General features: G+C 63.8%; 24 protein-coding genes. 10 read left to right on the forward strand and 14 right to left on the reverse strand.

The window, feature by feature from the left end:
• Positions 1-398: 398 nt before the first annotated feature.
• Both katG and AC2FMD_RS14080 read right to left on the reverse strand, forming a co-directional pair.
• Entirely contained in the window at positions 399-2,606 is a 2,208-nt protein-coding gene (gene katG / locus AC2FMD_RS14075) for a catalase/peroxidase HPI (RefSeq protein ID WP_496742965.1), read from the reverse strand.
• Positions 2,607-2,666: 60 nt separating this feature from the next.
• On the reverse strand, positions 2,667-2,912 hold the full coding sequence (locus AC2FMD_RS14080) for a hypothetical protein (protein WP_496795132.1): 246 nt from the start codon (positions 2,910-2,912) through the stop codon (positions 2,667-2,669).
• Between AC2FMD_RS14080 and AC2FMD_RS14085 the strand changes: the two genes are divergently transcribed.
• Complete coding sequence (locus AC2FMD_RS14085) at positions 2,911-4,530, forward strand: GMC family oxidoreductase (protein ID WP_496795133.1); 1,620 nt, start codon at positions 2,911-2,913, stop codon at positions 4,528-4,530. The genes AC2FMD_RS14080 and AC2FMD_RS14085 overlap by 2 nt on opposite strands.
• Here AC2FMD_RS14085 and AC2FMD_RS14090 read toward each other — a convergent pair whose 3' ends face one another.
• Entirely contained in the window at positions 4,531-5,391 is an 861-nt protein-coding gene (locus AC2FMD_RS14090) for an SDR family oxidoreductase (protein ID WP_496742968.1), read from the reverse strand.
• Between the two features lie 87 nt (positions 5,392-5,478).
• Here AC2FMD_RS14090 and AC2FMD_RS14095 point away from each other — a divergent pair, with 87 nt between their 5' ends.
• Positions 5,479-6,114 (forward strand): class I SAM-dependent DNA methyltransferase, encoded by a 636-nt coding sequence (locus tag AC2FMD_RS14095; RefSeq protein WP_496742969.1) that lies wholly within the window; start codon positions 5,479-5,481, stop codon positions 6,112-6,114.
• 6 nt (positions 6,115-6,120) lie between these two features.
• On the opposite strand, the gene AC2FMD_RS14100 is transcribed toward AC2FMD_RS14095, so the two are convergent.
• The 3 genes from AC2FMD_RS14100 to AC2FMD_RS14110 are packed head-to-tail and all read right to left on the reverse strand — an operon-like array spanning position 6,121 to position 10,123.
• Entirely contained in the window at positions 6,121-6,900 is a 780-nt protein-coding gene (locus AC2FMD_RS14100; protein ID WP_496742971.1) for a carnitinyl-CoA dehydratase, read from the reverse strand.
• Positions 6,897-8,960, reverse strand: coding sequence for an acetate--CoA ligase family protein (locus AC2FMD_RS14105; protein ID WP_496742973.1), 2,064 nt, complete (start codon positions 8,958-8,960; stop codon positions 6,897-6,899). The genes AC2FMD_RS14100 and AC2FMD_RS14105 overlap by 4 nt, the downstream gene beginning before the upstream one ends.
• A 2-nt stretch (positions 8,961-8,962) precedes the next feature.
• On the reverse strand, positions 8,963-10,123 hold the full coding sequence (locus AC2FMD_RS14110; protein WP_496795134.1) for an acyl-CoA dehydrogenase family protein: 1,161 nt from the start codon (positions 10,121-10,123) through the stop codon (positions 8,963-8,965).
• 78 nt (positions 10,124-10,201) lie between these two features.
• On the opposite strand from AC2FMD_RS14110, the gene AC2FMD_RS14115 reads away from it, so the two are divergent.
• A complete protein-coding gene (locus AC2FMD_RS14115) occupies positions 10,202-11,146 on the forward strand; it encodes a GlxA family transcriptional regulator (RefSeq protein ID WP_496795135.1) in 945 nt (314 codons plus the stop codon).
• 5 nt (positions 11,147-11,151) lie between these two features.
• On the opposite strand, the gene queF is transcribed toward AC2FMD_RS14115, so the two are convergent.
• The 6 genes from queF to AC2FMD_RS14145 all read right to left on the reverse strand — a co-directional run bounded on the left by queF (position 11,152) and on the right by AC2FMD_RS14145 (position 15,323).
• On the reverse strand, positions 11,152-11,619 hold the full coding sequence (queF, locus tag AC2FMD_RS14120; RefSeq protein WP_068347314.1) for a preQ(1) synthase: 468 nt from the start codon (positions 11,617-11,619) through the stop codon (positions 11,152-11,154).
• A gap of 10 nt (positions 11,620-11,629) precedes the next feature.
• The gene (gene queE / locus AC2FMD_RS14125; protein WP_496795136.1) at positions 11,630-12,349 is read right to left on the reverse strand and encodes a 7-carboxy-7-deazaguanine synthase QueE; all 720 of its coding nucleotides are present in this window, start codon (positions 12,347-12,349) and stop codon (positions 11,630-11,632) included.
• A complete protein-coding gene (queD, locus tag AC2FMD_RS14130) occupies positions 12,346-12,702 on the reverse strand; it encodes a 6-carboxytetrahydropterin synthase QueD (RefSeq protein WP_496742980.1) in 357 nt (118 codons plus the stop codon). The genes queE and queD overlap by 4 nt, the downstream gene beginning before the upstream one ends.
• Positions 12,702-13,394 carry a 7-cyano-7-deazaguanine synthase QueC gene (queC, locus tag AC2FMD_RS14135; protein WP_496795137.1) on the reverse strand — a complete coding sequence of 231 codons (693 nt, stop codon included), beginning with the start codon at positions 13,392-13,394 and terminating at the stop codon, positions 12,702-12,704. The genes queD and queC overlap by 1 nt, the downstream gene beginning before the upstream one ends.
• Before the next feature lie 172 nt (positions 13,395-13,566).
• Positions 13,567-14,556 carry a sterol desaturase family protein gene (locus AC2FMD_RS14140; RefSeq protein WP_496742983.1) on the reverse strand — a complete coding sequence of 330 codons (990 nt, stop codon included), beginning with the start codon at positions 14,554-14,556 and terminating at the stop codon, positions 13,567-13,569.
• A gap of 11 nt (positions 14,557-14,567) precedes the next feature.
• Positions 14,568-15,323 (reverse strand): class II aldolase and adducin N-terminal domain-containing protein, encoded by a 756-nt coding sequence (locus AC2FMD_RS14145; protein ID WP_496742984.1) that lies wholly within the window; start codon positions 15,321-15,323, stop codon positions 14,568-14,570.
• Between the two features lie 114 nt (positions 15,324-15,437).
• Between AC2FMD_RS14145 and AC2FMD_RS14150 the strand changes: the two genes are divergently transcribed.
• Complete coding sequence (locus tag AC2FMD_RS14150; protein ID WP_496742986.1) at positions 15,438-16,322, forward strand: LysR family transcriptional regulator; 885 nt, start codon at positions 15,438-15,440, stop codon at positions 16,320-16,322.
• A gap of 3 nt (positions 16,323-16,325) precedes the next feature.
• Here the strand turns inward: AC2FMD_RS14150 and AC2FMD_RS14155 are convergent, their stop codons facing one another.
• A complete protein-coding gene (locus tag AC2FMD_RS14155) occupies positions 16,326-16,751 on the reverse strand; it encodes a VOC family protein (protein ID WP_496743007.1) in 426 nt (141 codons plus the stop codon).
• Between the two features lie 127 nt (positions 16,752-16,878).
• On the opposite strand from AC2FMD_RS14155, the gene ade reads away from it, so the two are divergent.
• The 4 genes from ade (at position 16,879) to AC2FMD_RS14175 (ending at position 21,580) form a co-directional block, all read left to right on the forward strand.
• Positions 16,879-18,681, forward strand: coding sequence for an adenine deaminase (gene ade, locus AC2FMD_RS14160; protein ID WP_496742987.1), 1,803 nt, complete (start codon positions 16,879-16,881; stop codon positions 18,679-18,681).
• Positions 18,678-20,141 carry an AMP nucleosidase gene (locus tag AC2FMD_RS14165; protein WP_496687715.1) on the forward strand — a complete coding sequence of 488 codons (1,464 nt, stop codon included), beginning with the start codon at positions 18,678-18,680 and terminating at the stop codon, positions 20,139-20,141. The genes ade and AC2FMD_RS14165 overlap by 4 nt, the downstream gene beginning before the upstream one ends.
• A 130-nt stretch (positions 20,142-20,271) precedes the next feature.
• Positions 20,272-20,559: an HU family DNA-binding protein gene (locus AC2FMD_RS14170; protein ID WP_005979685.1), complete on the forward strand. Its 288-nt coding sequence runs from the start codon at positions 20,272-20,274 to the stop codon at positions 20,557-20,559.
• A gap of 133 nt (positions 20,560-20,692) precedes the next feature.
• Positions 20,693-21,580: a DMT family transporter gene (locus AC2FMD_RS14175; protein WP_496742989.1), complete on the forward strand. Its 888-nt coding sequence runs from the start codon at positions 20,693-20,695 to the stop codon at positions 21,578-21,580.
• Here AC2FMD_RS14175 and AC2FMD_RS14180 read toward each other — a convergent pair.
• Entirely contained in the window at positions 21,556-22,077 is a 522-nt protein-coding gene (locus tag AC2FMD_RS14180) for a glutathione peroxidase (protein ID WP_496683174.1), read from the reverse strand. The two genes, AC2FMD_RS14175 and AC2FMD_RS14180, sit on opposite strands and share 25 nt — an antisense overlap.
• Positions 22,078-22,221: 144 nt before the next feature.
• Here AC2FMD_RS14180 and msrB point away from each other — a divergent pair, with 144 nt between their 5' ends.
• Together msrB and msrA are read left to right on the forward strand one after the other, a co-directional pair.
• On the forward strand, positions 22,222-22,671 hold the full coding sequence (gene msrB, locus AC2FMD_RS14185) for a peptide-methionine (R)-S-oxide reductase MsrB (RefSeq protein ID WP_496683177.1): 450 nt from the start codon (positions 22,222-22,224) through the stop codon (positions 22,669-22,671).
• Positions 22,668-23,180 (forward strand): peptide-methionine (S)-S-oxide reductase MsrA, encoded by a 513-nt coding sequence (gene msrA, locus AC2FMD_RS14190; RefSeq protein WP_496742993.1) that lies wholly within the window; start codon positions 22,668-22,670, stop codon positions 23,178-23,180. Before msrB ends, msrA begins: the two co-directional genes overlap by 4 nt.
• Positions 23,181-23,183 lie beyond the last annotated feature (3 nt).

Here is a 23,183-nt window from a genome sequence, read left to right on the forward strand (position 1 = left end):
AACAAATCCTCAAGATGCCCCAGTCTCTCCTGAGCGTCACAACCGTCTTTCCAGTCCGTCAGGCCGCCTCTCCAGCCCGTCACCAACGCCTCACCAGCGCCGGTGAAGGGGTATTTACGGATTAGGTCCGGGACCTGCAAGACCCATTTTCAAAAAACTTCCATTTTTTTCTCAGATGACGATTTTTCTATTAAATTACATACAATTAACGACTTCATCATGCAGCTTTCATCCAACTGTACGCCCGTTTTGCCCCGAGAAACTTTAGCAAATGATGCCGCAACGCGGAATCGCAGTGGGAATCCGCTGTCGGGACATGGGTCGGAGCATTCGCAGCAATACAAAAGGCCGCCCCGATCAATATCGGGGCGGCCTCCATGGGTCAGCGAACCTGCGGTTCAGACCAGGTCGAACCGGTCCGCGTTCATCACCTTGGTCCAGGCGGCGACGAAGTCAGACACGAACTTGCCGTCCGCATCCGCCTGCCCGTAAACCTCGGAAATCGCCCTCAGTTGCGAATTCGAGCCGAACACCAGATCGACGCGCGTGCCAGTCCATTTCACGTCGCCCGTGGCCCGGTCGCGGCCTTCATACACGCCCGGCTGGTCCTCCGCAGGTTTCCACTCGATTCCCATATCCAGCAGGTTGGTGAAGAAATCGGTGCTCAGCGCTCCGACCCGGTCGGTGAACACGCCATGCGGCGATCCGCCGTGGTTTGCACCCAGAACCCGCAGCCCGGCGACCAGAACGGTCATCTCGGGCGCCGACAGGGTCAACAGCTGGGCCTTGTCCACCAGCAGATCCTCGGGCGAGACGCTGTATTCCTGGCGCTGATAGTTGCGGAACCCGTCGACCATGGGTTCGAGCACCGAGAAGGATTCGACATCCGTCTGCTCCTGCGATGCGTCCGTGCGGCCCGGGGCGAAGGGGACCTCGACCTTGTGCCCGGCGGCAGCGGCGGCCTGTTCGACGGCGGCGGCCCCGCCCAGAACGATCAGATCGGCCAGCGACACTTTCTTGTTTCCGCTTTGCGCCGCGTTGAACGCTGCCCGGATGCCTTCGAGGACCGAGAGCACCTGGGACAGCTTTTCCGGCTCGTTCACGGCCCAGTCCTTCTGCGGGGCCAGCCGGATCCGCGCACCGTTTGCGCCTCCGCGCTTGTCAGAGCCGCGGAAAGTCGAGGCCGACGCCCAAGCGGTCGAGACCAGCTGTGGGATCGACAAGCCGCTGTCCAGAATCCGGGCCTTGAGATCGGCGATATCCTCCGCGTCGATCAGGTCATGATCCACCGGCGGCACGTTGTCCTGCCAGATCAGCTCCTCGTCCGGCGCCTCGGGGCCGATATACCGGATCTTGGGGCCCATGTCGCGGTGGGTCAGCTTGAACCAGGCGCGCGCGAAGGCATCGGCGAATTCTTCGGGGTTCTCGTGGAACCGCTTCGAGATCGGGCCATAGATCGGATCCATCCGCATCGCCATGTCGGCGGTCGACATGAAGATCGGAACCCGCTTCGACGGGTCTTCCGGATCGGGAGCCATGTCCTCGGGCTGGATGTCCTTGGGTGTCCAGACCCAAGCCCCGGCCGGGCTTTTGACCAGTTCCCAATCATATTTGAACAACACGTCGAAATAGCCGTTGTCCCACCGGATCGGGTTCGCGGTCCAGGCACCTTCCAGCCCGCTGGTGATGGTGTCGCGCCCTTTGCCCTTGCCGAAGGTGGACAGCCAGCCGAACCCCATCGCCTCGATCGGGGCGGCTTCGGGCTCGGGGCCCACATGGCTGGGATCGCCCGCGCCGTGCATCTTGCCGAAGGTATGGCCGCCCGCGGTCAGCGCCACCGTTTCCTCGTCGTTCATAGCCATCCGCGCGAAAGTCTCGCGGATGTCACGGCCCGAGGCCACCGGGTCCGGCTTGCCGTCGGGGCCTTCGGGGTTCACGTAGATCAGGCCCATCTGCACGGCGGCCAGCGGGTTTTCCAGCTCGCGGTCGCCGGTATAACGGCTGCCTTCGGTATCGCTGGTGGCCAGCCATTCGGCCTCGGGGCCCCAATAGATGTCTTCCTCGGGCGCCCAGATATCCTCGCGGCCGCCGGCAAAGCCGAAGGTCTTGCCGCCCATCGATTCGATGGCGCAGTTGCCGGCCAGAATCATCAGGTCGGCCCAGGAAATCTGGTTGCCGTATTTCTGCTTGATCGGCCACAGCAAGCGGCGCGCCTTGTCCAGGTTGCCGTTGTCGGGCCAACTGTTGAGCGGCGCGAACCGCTGGGAACCGGTCGAGGACCCGCCCCGACCATCCGCGGTACGATAGGTTCCGGCGCTGTGCCAGGCCATGCGGATGAACAGTCCGCCGTAGTGGCCATAGTCCGCCGGCCACCAATCCTGCGAATCCGTCATCAGATCATACAGGTCCTGCTTGAGCGCCTGGTAATCCAGCTTCTTGAACGCGTCGGCATAGTTGAAATCGGCGCCCAGAGGATTGCTGACCGGCTGGTGCTGATGCAGGATCGACAGGTTCAGCTGGTTGGGCCACCAGTCCCGATTCGATCGGGTTCCGGCGCCGTGCATGATGGGGCATTGGCCCGTGTTGGGGGTGTCGCTTCCGTCCATCTCAATCTCCGATCCTGGCTGGTGTCAGTCTGTTTGCGAGGCAACCGTGCGAATGGCACGTCAAAAAGGGGCGGACCGCAGTCCGCCGGAATACCCCGAGTCATAGCAAATCCCAGCCATGAGAAAAAATTTTGTTTTCGGATTGATTTGATAGATATTGATTATGGCTCTGCCGGGTTCCTTCAAACCGATCCCCATCCACATGACGCGGCGTTCCCCAACGCCCAGATTGCCTTTTGCGGCCGGTGCTTCAAACTGCGGGCTGTGACGCGCGACACCGCGCGGGCCACAGGGGAGGATCGCCATGCAATTCGACTACGTCATCGTCGGCGGAGGGTCCGCGGGATGTGTGCTGGCCAACCGTCTGAGCGCCAATCCGGGCACGCGGGTCTGCCTGCTTGAGGCGGGCGGGGGCGGAAACGGCATTCTGGTCCGAATGCCCGCCGGGGTGGTCGCAATGCTGCCGGGGCGACCCAGGATCAACAACTGGGCCTTCGAGACGGTGCCGCAACCGGGGCTGGACGGCCGCAAGGGCTATCAGCCGCGCGGCCGGGCCCTGGGCGGATCCAGCGCGATCAACGCGATGCTCTATGTGCGCGGGCAACGGCAGGATTATGACGGCTGGGCCGATCTGGGCTGCGAGGGCTGGGACTGGGACAGCGTCCTGCCCTATTTCAAACGGTCCGAGAACAACGAACGCGGCGCGGATGACCTGCATGGCGCCGACGGCCCGCTTCAGGTGTCCGACCAGAAAGAAGAACGCCCGATCACGCGCGCCTTCGTCGAGGCCGCCGCCCAGTTGCAACACAAGGTGACCGACGATTTCAATCGCGGCGACAACGAAGGCGCGGGGCTGTACCAAGTCACCCAGTTCCATGACCCCGACAAAAACGGCGAGCGGTGCTCGGCCGCCGCGGCCTATCTGTTTCCAGTCATGGACCGGCCGAACCTGACGGTCATCACCGGGGCGCAGGCGCGCGAGATCACCTTTGACGGCCACCGCGCCACGGGCGTGATCTATCGCCAGGGCAGTAAGGGCGCCGACCTCACCGTCACCGCCACGCGCGAGGTTCTGGTTTGCTCGGGCGCGCTGAAATCGCCGCAACTGCTGCAGCTGTCGGGCATCGGCGACCCCGAGGACCTGACCCCGCATGGCATCGCCGTCCGCCACGCGTTGCCAGGCGTGGGCAAGAACCTGCAGGATCACCTGGATTTCATCCTGGCCTACAAGACAAAGGACACAGACAATTTCGGCATCGGCGCCGCCGGTACGGTGGGGCTGATCAAACATCTCATGCGGTGGCGCAAGAGCGGGGTGTCGATGGCTGCCACCCCCTTTGCGGAAGGCGCCGCCTTTCTGAAGACCTCTCCCGATCTGGACCGCCCCGACATCCAGCTGCATTTCACCATCGCGCTGGTGGACGACCACGCGCGCAAGCTGCATCTGGGCTATGGGTTCAGCTGCCATATCTGCAAGCTGCGCCCCGAAAGCCGCGGCACCGTCTCGCTGCACAGCGCCGACCCCTTTGCCGCCCCGGCGATCGACCCGGCCTATCTGTCCGACCCGCGCGATCTGGACACAATGATCAAGGGCGCGCGGATGACGCGCGAAATCCTCGAGGCTCCGGCCCTTGCCGAATACCGCCACAAGGAAATGTTCGGCACCGACACCGCCCGGACCGACACGGATTGGGAACGCCATATCCGCGCGCGGGCCGATACGATCTATCACCCCGTGGGCACCTGCAAGATGGGAGTGGACGACATGGCGGTGGTCGATCCACAGCTGCGGGTGCACGGGATGCAGGGGCTACGGGTGGTCGATGCTTCGGTCATGCCGACGCTGGTTTCAGGCAACACCAACGCGCCCACGATCATGATCGCGGAAAAGGCCGCCGACACGATCCTGGCGGATGTGGCCTGATCAGTCGCCGTTCAACGCCTGATCCGCGTGCAGCGCCTCAAGGCCCACGCGATAGTTGGGGTATTTCAGCTTCACGCCCAGATCGGTCTTGATCCGGTCGTTCCGAACGCGCTTGTTCTCGTTGTAGAAGCTGCGGGCCATCGGCGTCAGGTCGGCCGTATCGAAATCCACCGCAGGCGGCAGCGGCAGGCCCTGAAGCTGCGCGGCATAGCCGATCACGTCCTGCGGCGGCACCGGTTCGTCATCGCAGACATTGTAGATCGCGCCCGGATCGGGACGGAGCATCGACGCCTCGAGCACCTGTGCGATGTCCTCGACATGAATGCGCGAAAACACCTGCCCCGGCTTGATGATCCGCCGCAGCCCGCCTTTCTTCAGCTTGGAGAACGGCCCCCGCCCCGGCCCGTAGATGCCCGCAAGGCGAAAGATGTGCAGCGGCAGGCCGGGAATTGCGGCCCAGTCCTGCTCGGCCTGCAACCGCCAGCGCCCGCGCTCGGCCGTCGGGGTCGCCGGCGTGGACTCATCGACCCAACCGCCCTGGTGGTCGCCATAGACGGCGGTGGTCGACAGGTACCCGACCCAGTCGAACCGCCCGGCGCGGGCGGCGAGCTCATCCCGCAGGGCGACCAGAACCGGATCTCCCTTGGCCGTGGGCGCGGTCGAAATCAACAGATGCGTGACCCCGTTCAGATCGGGGTCCTCGCCCGGCCAGACCAGCGGTTCGGCCCCGGTGGCGCGGATGGCGTCTTTCTCGGCGGCATCGCGGGTGGTTCCGACGATGCGCCAACCCTTGGGGGCCAGCCGGCGCGACAGCGCGCGCGCGGTATAGCCGTGCCCGAATGAAAAAAGAGTTCCAGTCATGGCCCCTTGTTGATCGCGCCGCGGGCGGGATGCAAGCGCCGGATGGACGCACTTGATTCGAATCTCCGCCTGCGCCTTCATGGTGTGATGAGCGATGACAAACCCAGCCTGCACGCGGCTTATGCGCTGAAAACTCCGGCAGACAACAAACGGCTCTATGCCGAATGGGCGGGAGATTACGATCGCGGATTCGCCGCGCGCGAGGATTACCAGCTGCACATCCATACCGCCCGCGCCTTTGTCGGCGCCGGGGGGCAGGGTCCGGTGCTGGATGTGGGCGCGGGCACCGGCCTGTGCGGCGCGGTTCTGGCCGATCTGGGCGTGGGGCCGATCGACGCCACCGACATCAGCGCCGAGATGCTGGACAAGGCAATGCGCAAGGACATCTACCGCGACGCGATCGAGGCTGACCTGAACGAGGGCATCCCGGTTCCACGTGACAGCTATTCGGGCATCGTGTCGTCGGGCACCTTCACCCACGGCCATCTGGGCCCCGAGGTTCTGCCCGCCCTGCTGCGGGTGGCCCGGCCCGGGGCGCAATTCGCCCTGTCGATCAACGCCAAACACTTCGAGGCGCTGGGATTCGCAACCGCCTTCGACAATCTGCAGGCCGAGGGCCGTATGGAACATCTGACCCTGACCCCGGTCCGCATCTACGGCGACCTCGCCTCAGGCCCCAACAAGGACGACACCGCGCTGATCGCCCTGTTCGAGAAATCCTGATCCGCCTCAGCGACCCTTCCAGACCGGGTCGCGTTTCTCGGCAAAGGCGCGGGCGCCTTCCAGATTGTCCTCGGAGCCATAGAGAACATCGACCGTGCGCAGCTGCCGCTTGGTGATGCGGTTCATGATGTCCTGGAACTTGGAATCCTCGGCCTCGCGCACGATCTCTTTGATTGCGGCATAGACCAGCGGCGGACCGCTGGCCAGCAGGCGAGCCAGCTCCCATGCACGGTCCATCAGCTGGTCGGCCGGGACGATCTCATTCACCAAGCCCCAGCGATGCGCCTCTTCGGCGTCGAACCAGCGGCCGGTCAGCAGCAGTTCCATCGCGATGTGGTAAGGTATGCGCTTGGGCAGCTTGACGCTGGCCGCGTCCGCCACCGTGCCCGAGCGGATTTCCGGCAGGGCAAAGGTGGCGTGATCGGCCGCCAGAATCATGTCGGCACTCAAGGCCAGCTCCAGCCCGCCGCCGCAGGCAATCCCGTTCACGGCGGCAATCACCGGCTTGTTCATGTCCCGCAACTCCTGAAGGCCACCGAAACCGCCGACCCCGTAATCCCCATCCACGGCATCGCCCTCAGCCGCGGCCTTCAGGTCCCAGCCGGGGCAAAAGAATTTCTCTCCGCCCCCCGTCAGGATCGCCACCCGCAGGTCGGGATCATCGCGGAAGTCGCGGAACACTTCGCCCATCACCCGGCTGGTGGCCAAGTCGATCGCGTTTGCCTTGGGCCGGTCCAGGGTGACTTCCAGAATGGCGCCGTCGCGTTTGGTCTTCACTGGGTTCATGAGCTTGCCTTTCGGATCAGGGCATCAACCGCCACCGCGCCCGTCGCGGTGCAGATGAGGGGGTTGATTTCAACTTCGCTGACAGTGGCGGCATTGGCAATCACATAGGACTGCACCGCGTCGATGGCGTCGAGAATCGCCTCGAGATCGGCTGCGGACTTGCCGCGATAGCCCGCCAAAAGCGGGGCATAGGCCAGCTTGCTCAGCGCCGCCCGGGTTGCGTTACGATCCGAGGGCACCAGCAGCGACACGGTATCGCGCAGGATCTCGGTCAGGACGCCCCCGGTGCCGAGGGTCAGCACGAACCCATGCGCCGGATCGCGCGTGACACCGATCAGCAGTTCCGCAACACCGCCGGCCGCCATTTCCTCGACCAGCACGTCGGCGGTGCCCACCCGGCGGGCGGCGTCCGCGATTTCGCTCGCCTCCACGCCCAGCAGAACCGCGCCATGTTCGGATTTGTGCGCCAGCCCGACGCCCTTGACCGCGAAGGGGCCGGTCAGGTGGCGTGTCGCCTCTTCAGCCTGATCGGCCGGAAAGACCACGCTGCGCGGCACCGTCAGGCCGTGTTTCGCAAGCGCCTGTTTCGCCTCGGCCTCGGTCAGGGTTGTGTCCGCCTCCCGCTTACCGGGCAACTGGACAGGCGCGGCCGGCGCGGGCAGCGGGCGGGCGGCGGCCTCGGCTGCGGCCAACGCCTCGTGCAGGCCGGCAAAGGGAACCACGCCACCGTCCAGCAGTTTTTGCGCCACGTCTTCGGGCATCAGCTCGGGCAGGGTGGCCACCACGGCAAAGGGCCTGCCAGTTTCGCTTGAGCAGTTCAGCGCCGCCTGTGTTGCGCAGGCCCAGTCGGTGGCATCCGTATGCGGATAGTCCACAATCGACAGTGTCAGAGCCACATCCGGGCCCGTCATTCCTTTCCACGCCCGCGTCATCGCCTGAGTGTCTCGCCAAATATAGGTGTGGTAGTCGAGCGGATTTGCCAGCGCCACCATCGGCCCCAGCGCCGTGCGCAGTTCTCTTCGCTGATCCTGTGTCAGCGGTGGAAAATGCAGATCCCGCCCGACCGCCATGTCGGCTCCCAGACTGGCTTCGCCCCCCGAACAGCTGATCATGCTCAGGCCGTTCCCGCGGAGCCTGCCGGCGACGTGGAACAGCTTGAGCGTTTCCAGGAAGCTTGGCACATCGACCAGACGCGCAATGCCCAGCCGGTCCAGAAACGCCTGCGCCCCGGCATCACCGCCTGCCAGCGATGCCGTGTGCGAGATTGTTGCGGCTTGGGCATGCTCCGACCGACCCACCTTGAGCGCCACGATCGGCACGCCGCGCTCGCGCGCACGGGCGGCCAGCGCCTCCCATTTGCGCAGGTCGCCAAAGCCCTCGACATGCACACCGATGGCGGTGATCCGGTCATCCTCCAGCAGCGCCATGGCGATTTCGGCTTGGTGGGACTGTGCCTGATTCCCGCAGGTCAGCATGAAAGCCAGCGGCAGCGCCCGGCGCTGCATGGTCATGTTGATGGCGATGTTTGAGCTTTGCGTCAGAATGGCGACGCCCCGCTCCACCGGGCGCATCCCGTGCTGGTCGGGCCAGATCGCCACCCGGTCCAGTCCGTTGACGAAGCCATAGCAGTTGGGGCCGAGGATCGGCATGTCCCCCGCTGCAGCCACAAGCTGCGCCTGCAAGTCCGGCCCGTCCGCATCCTCAGCCAGCGCCTCGGTAAAGCCCGAGGCGAAACACACCGCCCCGCCCGCGCCAATGCGGGACAGAACCTCAACCGCCTCGATGGTGGCGCGGCGGTTGATGCCGACAAAGGCCGCGTCGGGCGCTTGGGGTAGGTCTTCGATCGTGGCAAAGACGCGCTCGCCCGCCACCTCGTCGGCCTTGGGATGCACCGGCCAGACCGGACCGGTGAACCCCAGTTTCCGCACCTGCCGGATGACCTCGGCACACCAAGCGCCCCCGCCGATCACCGCCAGCGAACGAAACCCCAGCATCCGCCTCAGCGCGGCGAGTTTTCCCGGCGTGAGCACATCCGCCGCGCCGCTCAGGCCCGGCGTCATATTCACGCTCCCAACGCGCGCAGCAGGTCGCGGCTGATGATGTGGCGCTGGATCTCGCTGGTACCGTCCCAGATCCTCTCCACCCGGGCATCGCGCCAGAACCGTTCCAGCGGATAGTCATCCATCAGACCCATCCCGCCATGCACCTGGATCGCCGCATCGGTCACCCGCGCCAGCATCTCCGAGGCAAAAAGCTTGGCCGAGGCGATCTCGCGGTTGGCGGGCAGGCCCTTGTCCAGCCGGTCGGCAGCGGCCAGGGTCAGCAGGTCGGCGGCGTCGATCTCGGTGATCATGTCGGCGATCTGAAAGCTGACGCCCTGGAACTTGCCGATCTTTTGGCCGAACTGTTCGCGCGTGGCGGCATAGTCCAGCGCATAGTCGAAGGCCCGCCGCGCGCGACCCACGCACATGGCGGCCACGGTGATGCGGGTGGCGTAAAGCCAGGTGTTCATCACCTCGAACCCGCCATCGACCTCGCCCAGCACCTGCGCGTCGGGCAGGCGGCAGTCGTCGAACTCCAGCACCATGTTCTTGTAACCGCGATGGCTGACCGACTTGTAGCCGTCGCGGATGGTGAACCCCGGCGTGCCGCGATCGACCAGAAAGGCGGTGATGCGCTTCTTGGGGCCTTTCGGCGTCTGATCCTCGCCCGTGGCGATAAAGACGATGATGAAATCGGCATGTTCCGCGCCCGAGATGAAATGCTTGGTGCCGTTCACCACCCAATCGCCGCCATCACGAACGGCGGAACACTTCATGCCCCGCACATCCGAACCCGCGCCCGGTTCGGTCATCGCCAGCGCATCCATCTTCTCGCCGCGCACGGCGGGCATCAGATAGCGTTCGACCTGATCGCCCTGACAGGCCATCAGGATGTTCTGCGGCCGCCCGAAGAAATGGTTCAACGCCATCGACCCGCGGCCCAGTTCCCGTTCGACCAGCGCGAATTCCAGGTGGTTCAACCCAGCGCAACCCACGCTTTCGGGAAAGTTGCAGGCGTAGAAGCCCAGCTCGATCGTCTTGCGCTTGATCTCGTCGGCGATCTCTTTCGGCACCTCTCCGGTGCGCTCGACCAGCTCTTCGTGGGGATAGATCTCTTTTTCCACAAAGCTGCGGACGGTCGAGACGATCATTTCCTGTTCTTCGGACAGACCGAATTGCATAGCGGTTCTCCAAGTGCAGATGTTGCGAACAGCCTGACCCGTCTTGCGCGCGTTTTCATGCAGTAATAGACATTTAATATGCAGAAATGGACTAAATCGACCTCTGCGATGCAGCATTTTGGCGTGTTGCTGTTCGACGGGTTTTCGAACCACTGTTTGGCCAACACAGTCGAGCCGCTGCGCGCGGCCAACACGCTGTCGGGGCGCACGCTCTACAAGTGGCAGTTTCTGTCGCTGAACGCGGGGCCGGTGACCTCATCCTCGGGGCTGCAGGTGTCGCCGCATGACAGGCTCGGCAACGTGTCCGGCGACCTGCTGGCGGTCATGCCATCCTATGGCTTTCGCGATCACGGCGGCTGGCGCATGCAGGCCAGCCTGCGCGCCGCCGCGCAACGGTTCCGCATCATGGCCGGAATGGACACGGGCAGCTGGCTGCTGGCCGAGGCCGGCTTGCTGGACGGGCATCGCGCGACCATCCACTGGGAGGAGTTGACGGGGTTCTCGGAACGCTTCCCCGAGGTGGAAACCTGCCGCGAACGCTATGTCATCGACGGAGACCGCATCACCTGCTCGGGCGCGATGGCGGCGTTTGACCTGGTGATGCACCTGATCGGGCGGGATCACGGTCAGGCACTGGCGCTGGAAGTGGCGCAGCTGTTCATGACCCGCGATTCCGCCCGTTCACATATGGGCGGGGCCGGGTCGGCCAGCGCCTTCGTCAACAAAGCGTTGGCGCTGATGCAGGAACATCTGGAAACGCCCCTGCCCATCCCCGAGGTCGCACGGCGGGTCGGCCGCTCGCAAAAGGCGCTGGAATCGCGGATGCGGGCCGATCTGGGGGCCAGCCCCGCGCAGGTCTATCGCCGCCTGCGCCTGAACCTGGCCCGCAAGCTGGTATCCGAGACCGATCTGCCCATCGGCGAGATCGCCCTGCGCGCGGGCTATGACGACCCCAGCGCGATGACCCGCGCCTTCCGCGCCGAGTTCGGCACCTCGCCGCGCGCGATCCGGGCGGCCTCGTAACGCGGTCAGCCGCGCCCGCGATAGGTGGGAACGCCCTGATCGGGGATCCACACGCCCGGCAGCTCCGGCCCGGTCTGATAGAACACGTCGATCGGGATACCGCCGCGCGGATACCAATAGGCGCCGACACGCAGCCATTTCGGCTCCAGCACCTCTTCCAGCCGCTTGCCGATCGTGACACTGCAATCTTCGTGGAACGCGCCATGGTTGCGGAACGAACCCAGGAACAGCTTGAGCGACTTGCTTTCCACCAGCCAGTCACCCGGCACATAGTCGATCACGATATGCGCGAAATCCGGCTGCGCCGTCAGCGGGCAGAGCGAGGTGAACTCCGGCGCGGTGAAGCGCACGGCATAATCGGTGCCGGCCTGCGGGTTCGGCACCCGCTCCAGCACCGCCTCTTCGGGCGAGTTCGGCAGGTCGGTCTTGCTGCCCAGTTGGGTCAGGTTTGCGTAGATGTCTTGGTTTGCCATTGTTAGAGCCTCATACACCGCGCTTGTTGCCCCAGATCAGGACATGCAGCTGCGGCAGGATGGTGGGGGTGAACCAGCGGTCGCCGAGGGTCTTGTCGATCAGCCATTCATAGCGGGACATGATCCCGTCCATGTCGATCTCGGCATCCTCGGCGTCGGGTGGCGGCGGGGTGTGGTTGCCCGGTTGCAGATAGAGCGGCAGCGCCGGAAACCGCTCGGCCGCGGCGCGGGCCCAGCGGTAATCCTCATCATCGAAGACCACGATCTTCATGACGGTGGGCGCGCCGTCGGCCCGGGTGATGCAGTCCTCGAACCGCGCCCAGTCGACGGTTTCGCCGGACGAGGGCGGTTTCGGGCTGAGGATCAGGGTGGACAATTCGCGGAACCAGTCCTGCGCCACCGAGCCCTGGGTTTCCATCACGAAGTCATAGCCCTTGGATTTGCCCAGCGCGATCAGCGGGCCGAAATCCTGAATGGCCGGGTTGCCGCCCGACAGCGACACGGTCAGGGGTGTGCCGCCGGACAGGGCTTCGACCTGCGCCCAGATCTGTTCGGGGGTCATCGGCGTCCAGTCATGGCGATAGGCGCTGTCCACCGCATGCAGGCTGTCGCACCAGCTGCAGCGGTAATCGCAGCCACCCGCCCGCACGAAGACGGTCGGCACCCCGATCACGGCGCCTTCGCCCTGGATCGTGGGGCCGAAGATCTCGGCGATGCGCAGCGGTTTCACGGCCGATACTCCGCCCAGGTCTTGGGCGTCTCGCTGACCCGCACCGCGCTGGTCTGCGCCCAGCGCGCCTTGCAGAAGTCATAGATCTCTTTCGCCAGCCACTCCGAGGTAACCATGTCATGCCCGAACACATCGTTCAGGTGCCGGTGATCCAGTTCCTCGTCGATATAGGTCTTGAGCGGCTTCAGATCGCGGTAGTCCACCACGAAACCGTTTGCATCCAGCTCCTCGGCGGCCAGCTCCACCTCGACGATGTAATTGTGGCCGTGCAGACGGGCACAGGGGTGGTCGTCGGGCAGGTGGCACAGCTGGTGCGAGGCCGAGAAGTGGAATTCCTTGGTGATACGGAACATCAGTGCCCCTCCACCGCGGCTTTCCAGAACTCGGGGTCGGCATAGGCGGTCGGGTCTTCAATGCCGGCGATGTGAAACGCCTCGCGCCGTTCGACACAGGTTCCACAACGGCCGCAATGGGTCTCGCCGCCCTTGTAGCAGGACCAGGTATCGGCGAAGGGCGTTCCGTGCTTTGCGCCCTCGGTCACGATGGCCGATTTCGGGATGTGAACGAAGGGCGTATAGAGCCTGACATTGGCATATCCGTCCAATGCCTTGGCCTGCATGACCTCGAAGGCTTCGGTGAATTCCGGCCGGCAGTCGGGGTAGATGAAGTGATCCCCGCCATGCACCGCCGTCGCCACGGTATCCGCCTGCTTGGCGGCGGCCACGCCAAAGGCGATGGCCAGCATGATGGCGTTGCGGTTCGGGACCACGGTGACCTTCATGTTCTCTTCGGCATAGTGCCCGTCGGGCACGTCGACGTCATCGGTCAGGGCCGAGCCCGACAGATGCTTGCCGATATGGCTCATGTCGATCAGGTCATGCGGCACGCCCAGCCGCTCCGCGCAGCGGGCGGCAAACTCGACTTCCTTGCGGTGACGCTGACCGTAGTCGAAAGAGATCAGGCGGATCAGTTCGTTTTCGGCGGCAACCTTGTGCGCCAGAGAAACCGAATCCAGTCCGCCCGAGCAGATGACGATTGTCTTCACTTTTCAGATCCTTGTTTTGTAAGCCGGGTAGGCTGCGACCGGCGCCCGGTTCATCCGGACCAGCGGCGTCTATCAGACCCCGCGCGGAAAGGTAAAGACCCTTCAAAACGGAAAGCCGCCCATCGGCGGCTTGTCCAGACGGTGTCACAGCTTGGGGTGCGGCAGGTGCCCTTCAGCCGAACCGCCTTTTCTTGTAGGCGCGGGTGCGTTCCGTCGCCGCGGCCGAGCCGTCGTGATAGGTGCCGAACCACCGGTCGAAGGGAATCTCGGACGTGCCGTAGTTGCACTCGAAATACCGGTGGTGCAACTGGTGAAAAAAATCCCCCGCGCGCGCCGCTTCGGTTTCCCCCGCTTTCAGCTTTTCGAACCCCGAATGGGACAGGATCGGGCTGACCTGCTGGAAATAGGCGTGAAACAGCAGATGCAGCGGGTGCGACGGCACGATCAGGTGGATGAAATAGGTCGTGAAATACAGCAGGTTCTCGTACCAGTGGTTGGAGATGCCCGACCACGGACCAACATTGACGTTCCGGTGATGCACGGCGTGCACATGCTTGAACAGTTTCGGATGATGCTCCAGCCGGTGCACCCAATAGAAGTGCAGCCCCGACCACATCGGGATGAACAGCATCCAGACCACGCACCAGACCGGCGCCTGTTCCCATGTGACGGTTGGCACCCAACCGTTGGCCATCACCCAGTAGATGCCCCATTGATAGACGGTCGCCACCGTCATGGCGCTGCCCAGGGTCCACCAGATGTTGTCCCAGACCTGGTTGTTGAAGGTGAAGATGCCGTTGTTGCGCGTCAGGTCGCGGCGATCGAACTTTTTGTACATACCCTGGCCCTTGCGCATGTAGAGCCACCAATGCAGCCCACCCGCAACAAGGATCTGAGGCACCATGTTCAGCAGCCAGATGCGGAACATCCAACCAGGTGCGAAGCTTTGCATCGCCTCGAGCGGCGGCAGAAAAAGCACATAAGCTGTCAGCGCCAACACCATGCACAGGGTCAGCGCGGTGATCTGCAACCACGCACCGCTGTACCATTTCACTACCGCCATCGGTCTGGGCGGCCAGCTGAACAAAGGGTTCAACGCCACTGGATCAGATGGCCGATAGTGCCAGCGGGCAGCTTCGGGATCATGCGAGGCATCGGTCATGGCAAAACCCTCTAAGTGGCGTAATCCGAGCCTTCGGCATCCAGAACGGCCTTGATCTCGCGCAGATGGGCCTCGGCCTGCCCCGGATAGTTATCCAGCTCCTGCGCGGTCTTTTCGGCGATCTCGTCCGAAAGCAGCCGCAACGGCCGGCCCGTCTGAAGGGCGCGAATATAGGTCTCGGCGGCGCGCTCGAAATAATAGAGTCTATTGAAGGCATCTGCCGCGTCGCTGCCGATCACAAGCACACCGTGGTTGCCCATGATCATGACTTTCTTTTTCGGGTCCTGCAGCATTGCGGCGCAACGCTCACCCTCGCTTTCAAAGGCCAAACCGCCAAATTCGTCATCAATGACATAGCGGTTGTGAAAGGTCGCGGTGTTCTGGTCGATCGGCGGCAGGGTGCTGTCGGCCAAGGAGGCCAGGACGGTGGCAAAGATCGAATGCACATGCATCACGCAACGCGCATGCGGACACCTGCGGTGAATCGAGCCATGCAGCCCCCATGCGGTGGGGTCCGGTGCGCCGGGCTTGCTCATCGTGTCGGGATCGTTGGCATCCAGCAGCAGAAGGTCCGAGGCACGGATGCGCGCGAAATGCATCTGGTTCGGGTTCATCAGGAACTGCGTGCCACCCTCGTTCACGGCAAGGCTGAAATGGTTGGCGACCCCTTCATGCATGTTCAACCTTTCGGTCCAACGGAAGGCCGCCGCCATGTCCACGCGCTCCTGCCAATGGTCGATATTCGGCTTCAGATTGGTGACGCTCATCCGGAGGCTCCGTTCGGCTTGGGCAGAGGGCTGATACAAACCGTGCCGGGCCGGGGCGCAATTGACCAACGAAAAAATTGGCGTTTTGGCATTAGCTGAGCTTATGATTGGATTATGAAACCCCGGACTTCCCTTCCCCCGCTTGGCTGGCTGCGCACGTTCGAGGCTGCGGCCCGACACCTGTCGTTCACCGGCGCGGCGCGCGATCTGAACATGACGCAAAGCGCCGTCAGCCAGCAGATCAAATCGCTCGAGGGCTATCTGGGCCAACCTCTGTTTCACCGCCGCCCCCGCGCATTGGAACTGACCGAGGCCGGAATCACATATCTGCCCGTGGTGCGCGAGGCGTTCCGGACGCTGGTTCGCGGCACCCAGGCCGTGACCGGGCAGCAGCAGAATACCGTTCAGGTTCAATGCAACATCACCTTTTCGGTGAACTGGTTGGCCCCCCGCTTGCCCGCGTTCCGCGCGCTGCACCCCGATGTCCACCTGAACATTTTCACCGAACTGTGGGAGCCGCGCGAGATGGCCGAAGGCGCGGCGGTGGAAATCCGTTATTCACTGCGCCCGGCCGACACGGTCCGAACCGAGCTTTTGCGCAGCGATCACTATTACCCGGTCTGCGCCCCCGGTTTCCCGGTCACGCTGGAGACCCTTCAGCGGCAACCGCTCTACGATTGCTCAAACCTGCTGTCGAACTGGGCCAGCTGGGCCGAAGATCAGGGTCTAAACTGGGGTAATCCACCGATCACCTATGCCACGACCTATATGGTCGGCCTGTCCGTTGCGATGGCCAGCGGCGGGCTGTGCCTGGCCCATGATACCATCGCAAAGCGCCTTCTGGACGAAGGCCGTCTGATCGCACCCTTCGAGCATCGCGCACCGATGCCAGAAGCCTACTACCTGCTGCTGTCGCCTCAGGCCGAGGAGACGCCGGGTGCCGTGGCCTTTGCCGAGTGGATCAGGGCGGAAATCGCGGCCGAGCAACACCGCGCCTAACCTTCAGCCGTCCTTGGGGCGGCTGGCGACCCAGGCATAGCCGTTCTCGCACAGGATATAGGTCTCACGCAGGCCATGGGGCTTGTCGGTCGGCTCCTGCAGGACGACCGCGCCAGCGGACCTGGCGCGCTCCGCCGCCTCGTCCGGGTCGGTGTCGTACAAGTGAATCTCGATCCCGCCACCGCGCGGGGGCGTTTCAGGAACCAGCCCAAGCAGAGGGTTGGAATGATAGGTGCCGTCCGAATGCAGCTGAAACACCTGATCGCCATAGGTGACGATGGCGAAATCCGCCGTCACTTGATGGGATTTCAGGCCAAAAACAGTCTCTAAAAAGTCGCATTCCGCCCGCACGTCGCGCACCAGCAGGTTCAGCCCGATCCCGCGCAGGCTGCGGCCGAAACTGTCGGCATTTATGGTTTCGTAGTCCATGCCCTTACCAGACCCCGCATCGCGGCGCGGATCAAGCATTTGCTGCCCCGGACCGGGCCGGATGACGGTTTCATGAAGGTGGCACGGCAGGGGTTGCACCTTCCGATGCATTCGGGAAAGTTGTGCCATGGAATACGCACCCTTCCCCTCTTGGCCCGACGTCGCCCCCCGCCTGATCGCCGTTGCCGCCGGCCGCGAAGCCGCCGACATGGTCATTCGCGGCGGGATCTGGATCAACGTACACAGCCGCGAGGCGCTGCCCGATCACTCCATCGCCATCGCCGCCGGACGCGTGGCCTATGTCGGCCCCGACGCCAGCCACTGCATCGGCCCCGACACGCAGATCATCGAGGCCAAGGGCCGCTACATGATCCCCGGCCTGTGCGACGCGCATATGCACATCGAATCCGGCATGCTGACCCCGGCCGAGTTCGCCCGCGCTGTGATCCCGCATGGCACGACGTCGATGTTCACCGACCCGCATGAGATCGCCAACGTGCTGGGGCTCGACGGCGTGCGGATGATGCATGACGAAGCGCTGATGCAGCCGGTCAACATCTTTACCCAGATGCCGTCCTGCGCGCCCTCGGCGCCGGGTCTGGAAACCACCGGCTATGAGATCATCCCCGAAGACGTGGCCGAGGCGATGACCTGGCCCGGCATCATCGGGCTGGGCGAGATGATGAACTTTCCCGGCGTGATCCATGCAGACCCCAAAATGCTGGCCGAAATCGCCGCCACCCAGCGCGCGGGCAAGACCGTGGGCGGACACTATGCATCCCCTGATTTAGGGCCTGATTTTGCCGCTTATGTCGCCGGCGGCCCGGCGGATGACCACGAAGGCACCTGCGAGGCCGACGCCATTGCCCGCGTGCGACAAGGGATGCGGTCGATGATGCGGCTGGGCTCGGCCTGGTATGACGTGGAAAGCCAGATCACCGCCGTCACCGAAAAAGGGCTGGACCCGCGCAACTTCATCCTGTGCACCGATGACTGCCATTCGGGCACGCTGGTGAACGAGGGCCACATGAACCGCGTCGTCCGTCATGCCATCGCCTGTGGCTGCGACCCGCTGATCGCGTTACAGATGGCCACGATCAACACCGCCACCCATTTCGGGCTGGAGCGCGAGATCGGCTCGATCACGCCGGGCCGCCGGGCGGACGTGATCCTCAGTTCGGACCTGACCGACTTGCCGATCGAGATGGTCATCGCGCGCGGACAGGTGGTGGCCGAAAATGGCGCGATCAAGGTGGATTGCCCGCATTACGACTGGCCCGACCGGGCGCGCAACACAGTACATCTGGGCCATGCCCTGACCGCCGCCGATTTCGAGATCCCCGCGCCCGAGGGCGCCAACCGCGTCCGCGCCAACGTGATCGGCGTGGTGGAAAACCAGGCCCCCACTCAGGCGCTGAAGGCCGAGCTGCCCATCATCGGCGGGCTGGTCGAGGGCGAAGGCGATGTCTGCCAGATCGCGCTGGTCGAGCGGCACCGGGCCACGGGCGGTGTCACCAACGCCTTCGTATCCGGCTTTGGCTATCAGGGCCGGATGGCCATGGCCTCGACCGTGGCGCATGACAGCCACCACATGATCGTGGTCGGCACCGACCGCGAGCAGATGGCGCTGGCCGCCAATCGTCTGGCCGAAGTGGGCGGCGGCATCACCATCTTCCGAGATGGCGAAGAGCTGGCGCTGGTCGAACTGCCCATCGCCGGCCTGATGTCCGACAGCCCGGCCTCCGACGTCGCGGCCAAGGCGCAAAAGATGGTCGAGGCGATGCAGACCTGCGGCTGTCAGCTGAACAATGCCTACATGCAGCACTCGCTGCTGGCCCTTGTCGTGATCCCCGAACTACGGATATCCGATCTGGGACTGGTGGATGTCCGCACATTCGAAAAAATTGACCTTCTGGAACCCCTCGCATGACAAAAATAACAACGCCCGAACCACGGGACCCCGAGATTTTCACCGATGCCGCCGCAGCCGTTGCCAGGCTGGAAGAGCTGTATAACGAGGCCACCGCCTTTCTGTGCGAAAGCTTTGCCGAGGCGATGGAAAGCGGCGCGCCCAAGGTCCGGTACAGAGCCTATTATCCGGAAATCCGTATCCGTACGGCGTCCTACGCGCATGTGGACAGCCGCCTGAGCTTTGGTCACGTGTCCGAGCCGGGGGTCCATGCCACGACGGTAACCCGGCCGGATCTGTTCCGGTCCTACCTCACGCAGCAGATCGCGCTGCTGATCAAGAACCACAACCAGCCGGTGACCATCGGCCCATCGACCACGCCGATGCCGGTGCATTTCGCCGTGGCCGGCAACCCCGATCTGGTGGTTCCGCATCAGGGTGCGGCGGGGTTCACCCTGCGCGACGTGTTCGACGTGCCCGATCTGACCACCACCAATGACGACATCGTCAACGGTGTGCACGAACCGCTGGATGGCGTCGGCCCGCTGGCCTTGTTCACAGCGCAACGCATCGATTACTCGCTGGCCCGGCTGGCCCACTACACAGCCACCGACCCGGACCATTTCCAGAACCACGTTCTGTTCACAAACTACCAGTTCTACGTCTCGGAATTCGAGAACTATGCCCGCGCGCAACTGGCCGACCCGGACAGCGGCTATACCAGTTTCGTTTCGACCGGGAATGTCGAGATCACCGACCCCGACGCGCCGCTGGACCAGCCGCTGAAGCTGCCGCAGATGCCGACCTATCACCTGAAACGCGCCGACGGGTCGGGGATCACGCTGGTCAATATCGGCGTCGGGCCATCCAACGCCAAAACCGCCACCGATCACATCGCGGTGCTGCGCCCACATGCCTGGCTGATGGTTGGCCACTGCGCAGGGCTGCGCAACACGCAGGCCCTGGGCGACTTTGTGCTGGCCCATGCCTATCTGCGCGAAGACAAGGTGCTGGACGACGACCTGCCCGTCTGGGTGCCGATCCCGCCGCTGGCCGAAGTTCAGGTCGCGCTGGAACGCGCCGTGGCCGAAGTGACCGAGCTGGACGGCTATGAGCTGAAGCGGATCATGCGCACCGGCACGGTGGCCTCGGTCGACAACCGCAACTGGGAACTGCGCGACCAATCCGGCCCGGTGCAACGGCTGAGCCAGTCGCGCGCCATCGCGCTGGACATGGAAAGCGCAACGATCGCCGCCAACGGCTATCGGTTCCGCGTGCCCTACGGTACCTTGCTGTGCGTGTCCGACAAGCCCCTGCATGGCGAATTGAAGTTGCCCGGCATGGCGTCCGAGTTCTATACAACTCAGGTCGGCCGCCATCTGGCGATTGGAATCCGGGCGATGGAACACCTGCGGGGCATGCCGCTGGAACGTCTGCACAGCCGGAAATTGCGCTCGTTCGATGAAACGGCCTTCCTCTGACGCAAAAAAGCAACGAAATCCCCATATTTTTTGGGGGTTCGGCGCTACTATTCGTTGTGTTCGCCCACAATATCCCGTTACAGTTACGCGGTGAGGCCCAATAGATCGGGCACGTTAAGGAGACCAAGAAATGGCAAAGCCTATGACGAAGACTCAGCTGGTTGCTGCTCTCGCTGAGGAAATGGGAACCGACAAGAAATCCGCGAACGCGGCGCTGGAAGCGATCACCAACCTGATCACCCGCGAAGTTTCGGCCGGTGGCGCCGTGACCCTGCCGGGCGTCGGCAAGATCTACTGCCGCGAGCGCCCCGAGCGTCAGGTGCGCAACCCGGCCACCGGTGAGACCTTTACCAAAGAGGCCGACAAGGTCGTGAAAATGACCATCGCCAAGGCCCTGAAGGACAGCGTCAACAGCTGATCCCACCCCAAGGTGGTACGAAACAGGGGCCGCGATTTCGCGGCCCTTTTTCTATGCCGCACGGTGCCATCCGCCGGTTGCAGACCCAGAGAAAATCAGGAACAGTCGCCACGGAATTCAAACGAGGCTTGTCATGGATCCGCGCGCCATCGCCATGGGGCTGGCCTTTGCCTTCATCTGGTCGTCGGCCTTCACCTCGGCGCGGATCATCGTCGCGGATGCCTCGCCGCTGTTTTCGCTGGCCGTGCGCTTTTTGATTTCCGGCATCCTGGGTGTCGCCATCGCCGCGGCCATGGGCCAGAGCTGGCGCCTGACGCGGTCGCAATGGTACGCGACCATCCTGTTCGGAATCTGCCAGAATGCCCTGTATTTGGGTCTGAATTTCTATGCGATGCAAACGGTCGAGGCCTCGGTCGCGGCGATCATCGCATCGACCATGCCTCTGCTGGTGGCGCTGGCCGGTTGGCTGCTGTTCGGGGAACGGTTGCGCCCGCTGGGTGTCCTGGGGCTGCTGGCCGGGTTCGCCGGTGTGGCCCTGATCATGAGCAGCCGGATCAGCGCCGGGATCGACCTGTTCGGCGTTGCCCTCTGCGGGCTGGGCGCGCTGGCTCTGACTTTCGCCACGCTGGCCGTGCGCGGGGCGACCTCGGGCGGGAACTTCATGATGGTCGTCGGCCTGCAGATGTTCGTCGGCTCGGCGGTTCTGTTCATCGCCGCCCCGCTGTTCGAGACGATTTATGTCCGCCCGACCTGGCCGCTGGCGCTGGCCTTCACCTACACGACCCTGTTCCCCGGCCTGCTGGCCACGCTGATCTGGTTCCTGCTGCTCAACCGGATCGGGCCGATCCGCGCGGCGACCTTCCATTTCCTCAACCCGGTGTTCGGGGTCACGATCGCCGCGATTCTTCTGGGTGAACGGTTGGGCGCAATGGATGCCGTCGGTGTTGCGGTCACCACGCTGGGCATTCTGGCCGTGCAGTTGTCACGCCAGCCGGTTCAGCGCAGCAGGGCCTCGACCTGACGGCGCAGCTTGCGGGAGTCCGGCCGCGTCGTCGACCCAAAGGTCGCCACGACCTCGCCTTCGGGGCTCAGCAGGATCTTGTTGAAATTCCAGTTGGGCACAAACCCGGTCTCGGCGGCAACCGCCTTGTAGAACGGGTGGGCCTGCGGACCGGTCACGGGGGTGATGTCGGTCATGGGCAGGGTCAGGTCATAGTTCAACTCGCAGAACTCCTTGACCTCGCTGGCGGTTTCCAATTCCTGGTTGAAGGAATCCGACGGGACCGCCAGAACCACCAAACCCTCGGATCCATAGGTGTCCTGCAGCTTTTGCAGCCCAGCATATTGCCCGGTGAACCCGCATTGCGAGGCCGTGTTGACCACCAGAACCGGCTGGCCGCGCCAATCCGATAGCGACAGCGTGCCGCCATCAATTGAAGCGAACTCTCCGGACACAGGCGCGGCCTGCACCATCCGGCCGATCAGCAACAGGGCAGACAACAGCAGCATTCTGAACATGGCTTGACCTCCTCTTTGTCATTGATACGCACGAAGAACGGCGGCAGATCACCCGCACGATCGCGCGAGCCGGGCAAAACAGGGCTTTGCTTTTGTCGCGGCGCACCCCAATTATCTCGGGAAAGGAATAACGCCGGAGGACCCATGTCAAAATATACCAAAGATCCATCGGTTGTCGCCGCCCTCTCGCCCGAGGAATTCCACGTCACCCAGCGCAACGGGACCGAACGCCCCGGCACCGGCAAATACCTACACCACAAGGAACCGGGCATTTATGTGGATGTCGTATCGGGTGAACCGCTGTTCGCCTCGACCCACAAATACGAATCGGGCTGTGGCTGGCCCAGTTTCACCAAACCCATCGTGCATGACCACGTCACCGAGCTTGAGGACCGCTCGCTGGGCATGATCCGGACGGAGGTCCGCTCGAAACACGGCGACAGCCACCTGGGCCATGTGTTTCCCGATGGTCCGCTGGACCAGGGTGGGCTACGCTACTGCATCAACTCCGCCGCGCTGCGATTCATCCATCGTGACGACATGGAGGCCGAGGGCTATGGCGAATACCTCGATCAAGTGGAGGACCCGAAATGACCGAACAACGCGCCGTTCTGGCCGGAGGCTGCTTCTGGGGCATGCAGGATCTGATCCGCAAGCTGCCCGGCGTTCTGCGCACCCGCGTCGGATATACCGGCGGCGACGTGCCCAACGCGACTTATCGCAACCACGGCACCCATGCCGAAGGGATCGAGATCTGGTTCGACCCCGCGCAGGTCACCTATCGCGATCTGCTTGAGTTCTTCTTCCAGATCCACGACCCGACCACCGTGAACCGTCAGGGCAATGACATCGGAATGAGCTATCGCTCGGCCATCTATTACTGCGACGAGACCCAGAAACAGATCGCTCTGGACACGATCGCCGATGTGGATGCCAGCGGGCTGTGGCCCGGCAAGGTCGTGACCGAGGTCGAACCCGTCGGCGATTTCTGGGAGGCCGAGCCCGAGCATCAGGACTACCTTCAGCGTATCCCCAATGGCTATACCTGCCACTTCCCGCGCCCGGACTGGGTTCTGCCCAAACGCAGCAGCGCTGCAGAATAGCGG

The organism is Ruegeria sp. BHSC276 (assembly GCF_059612945.1).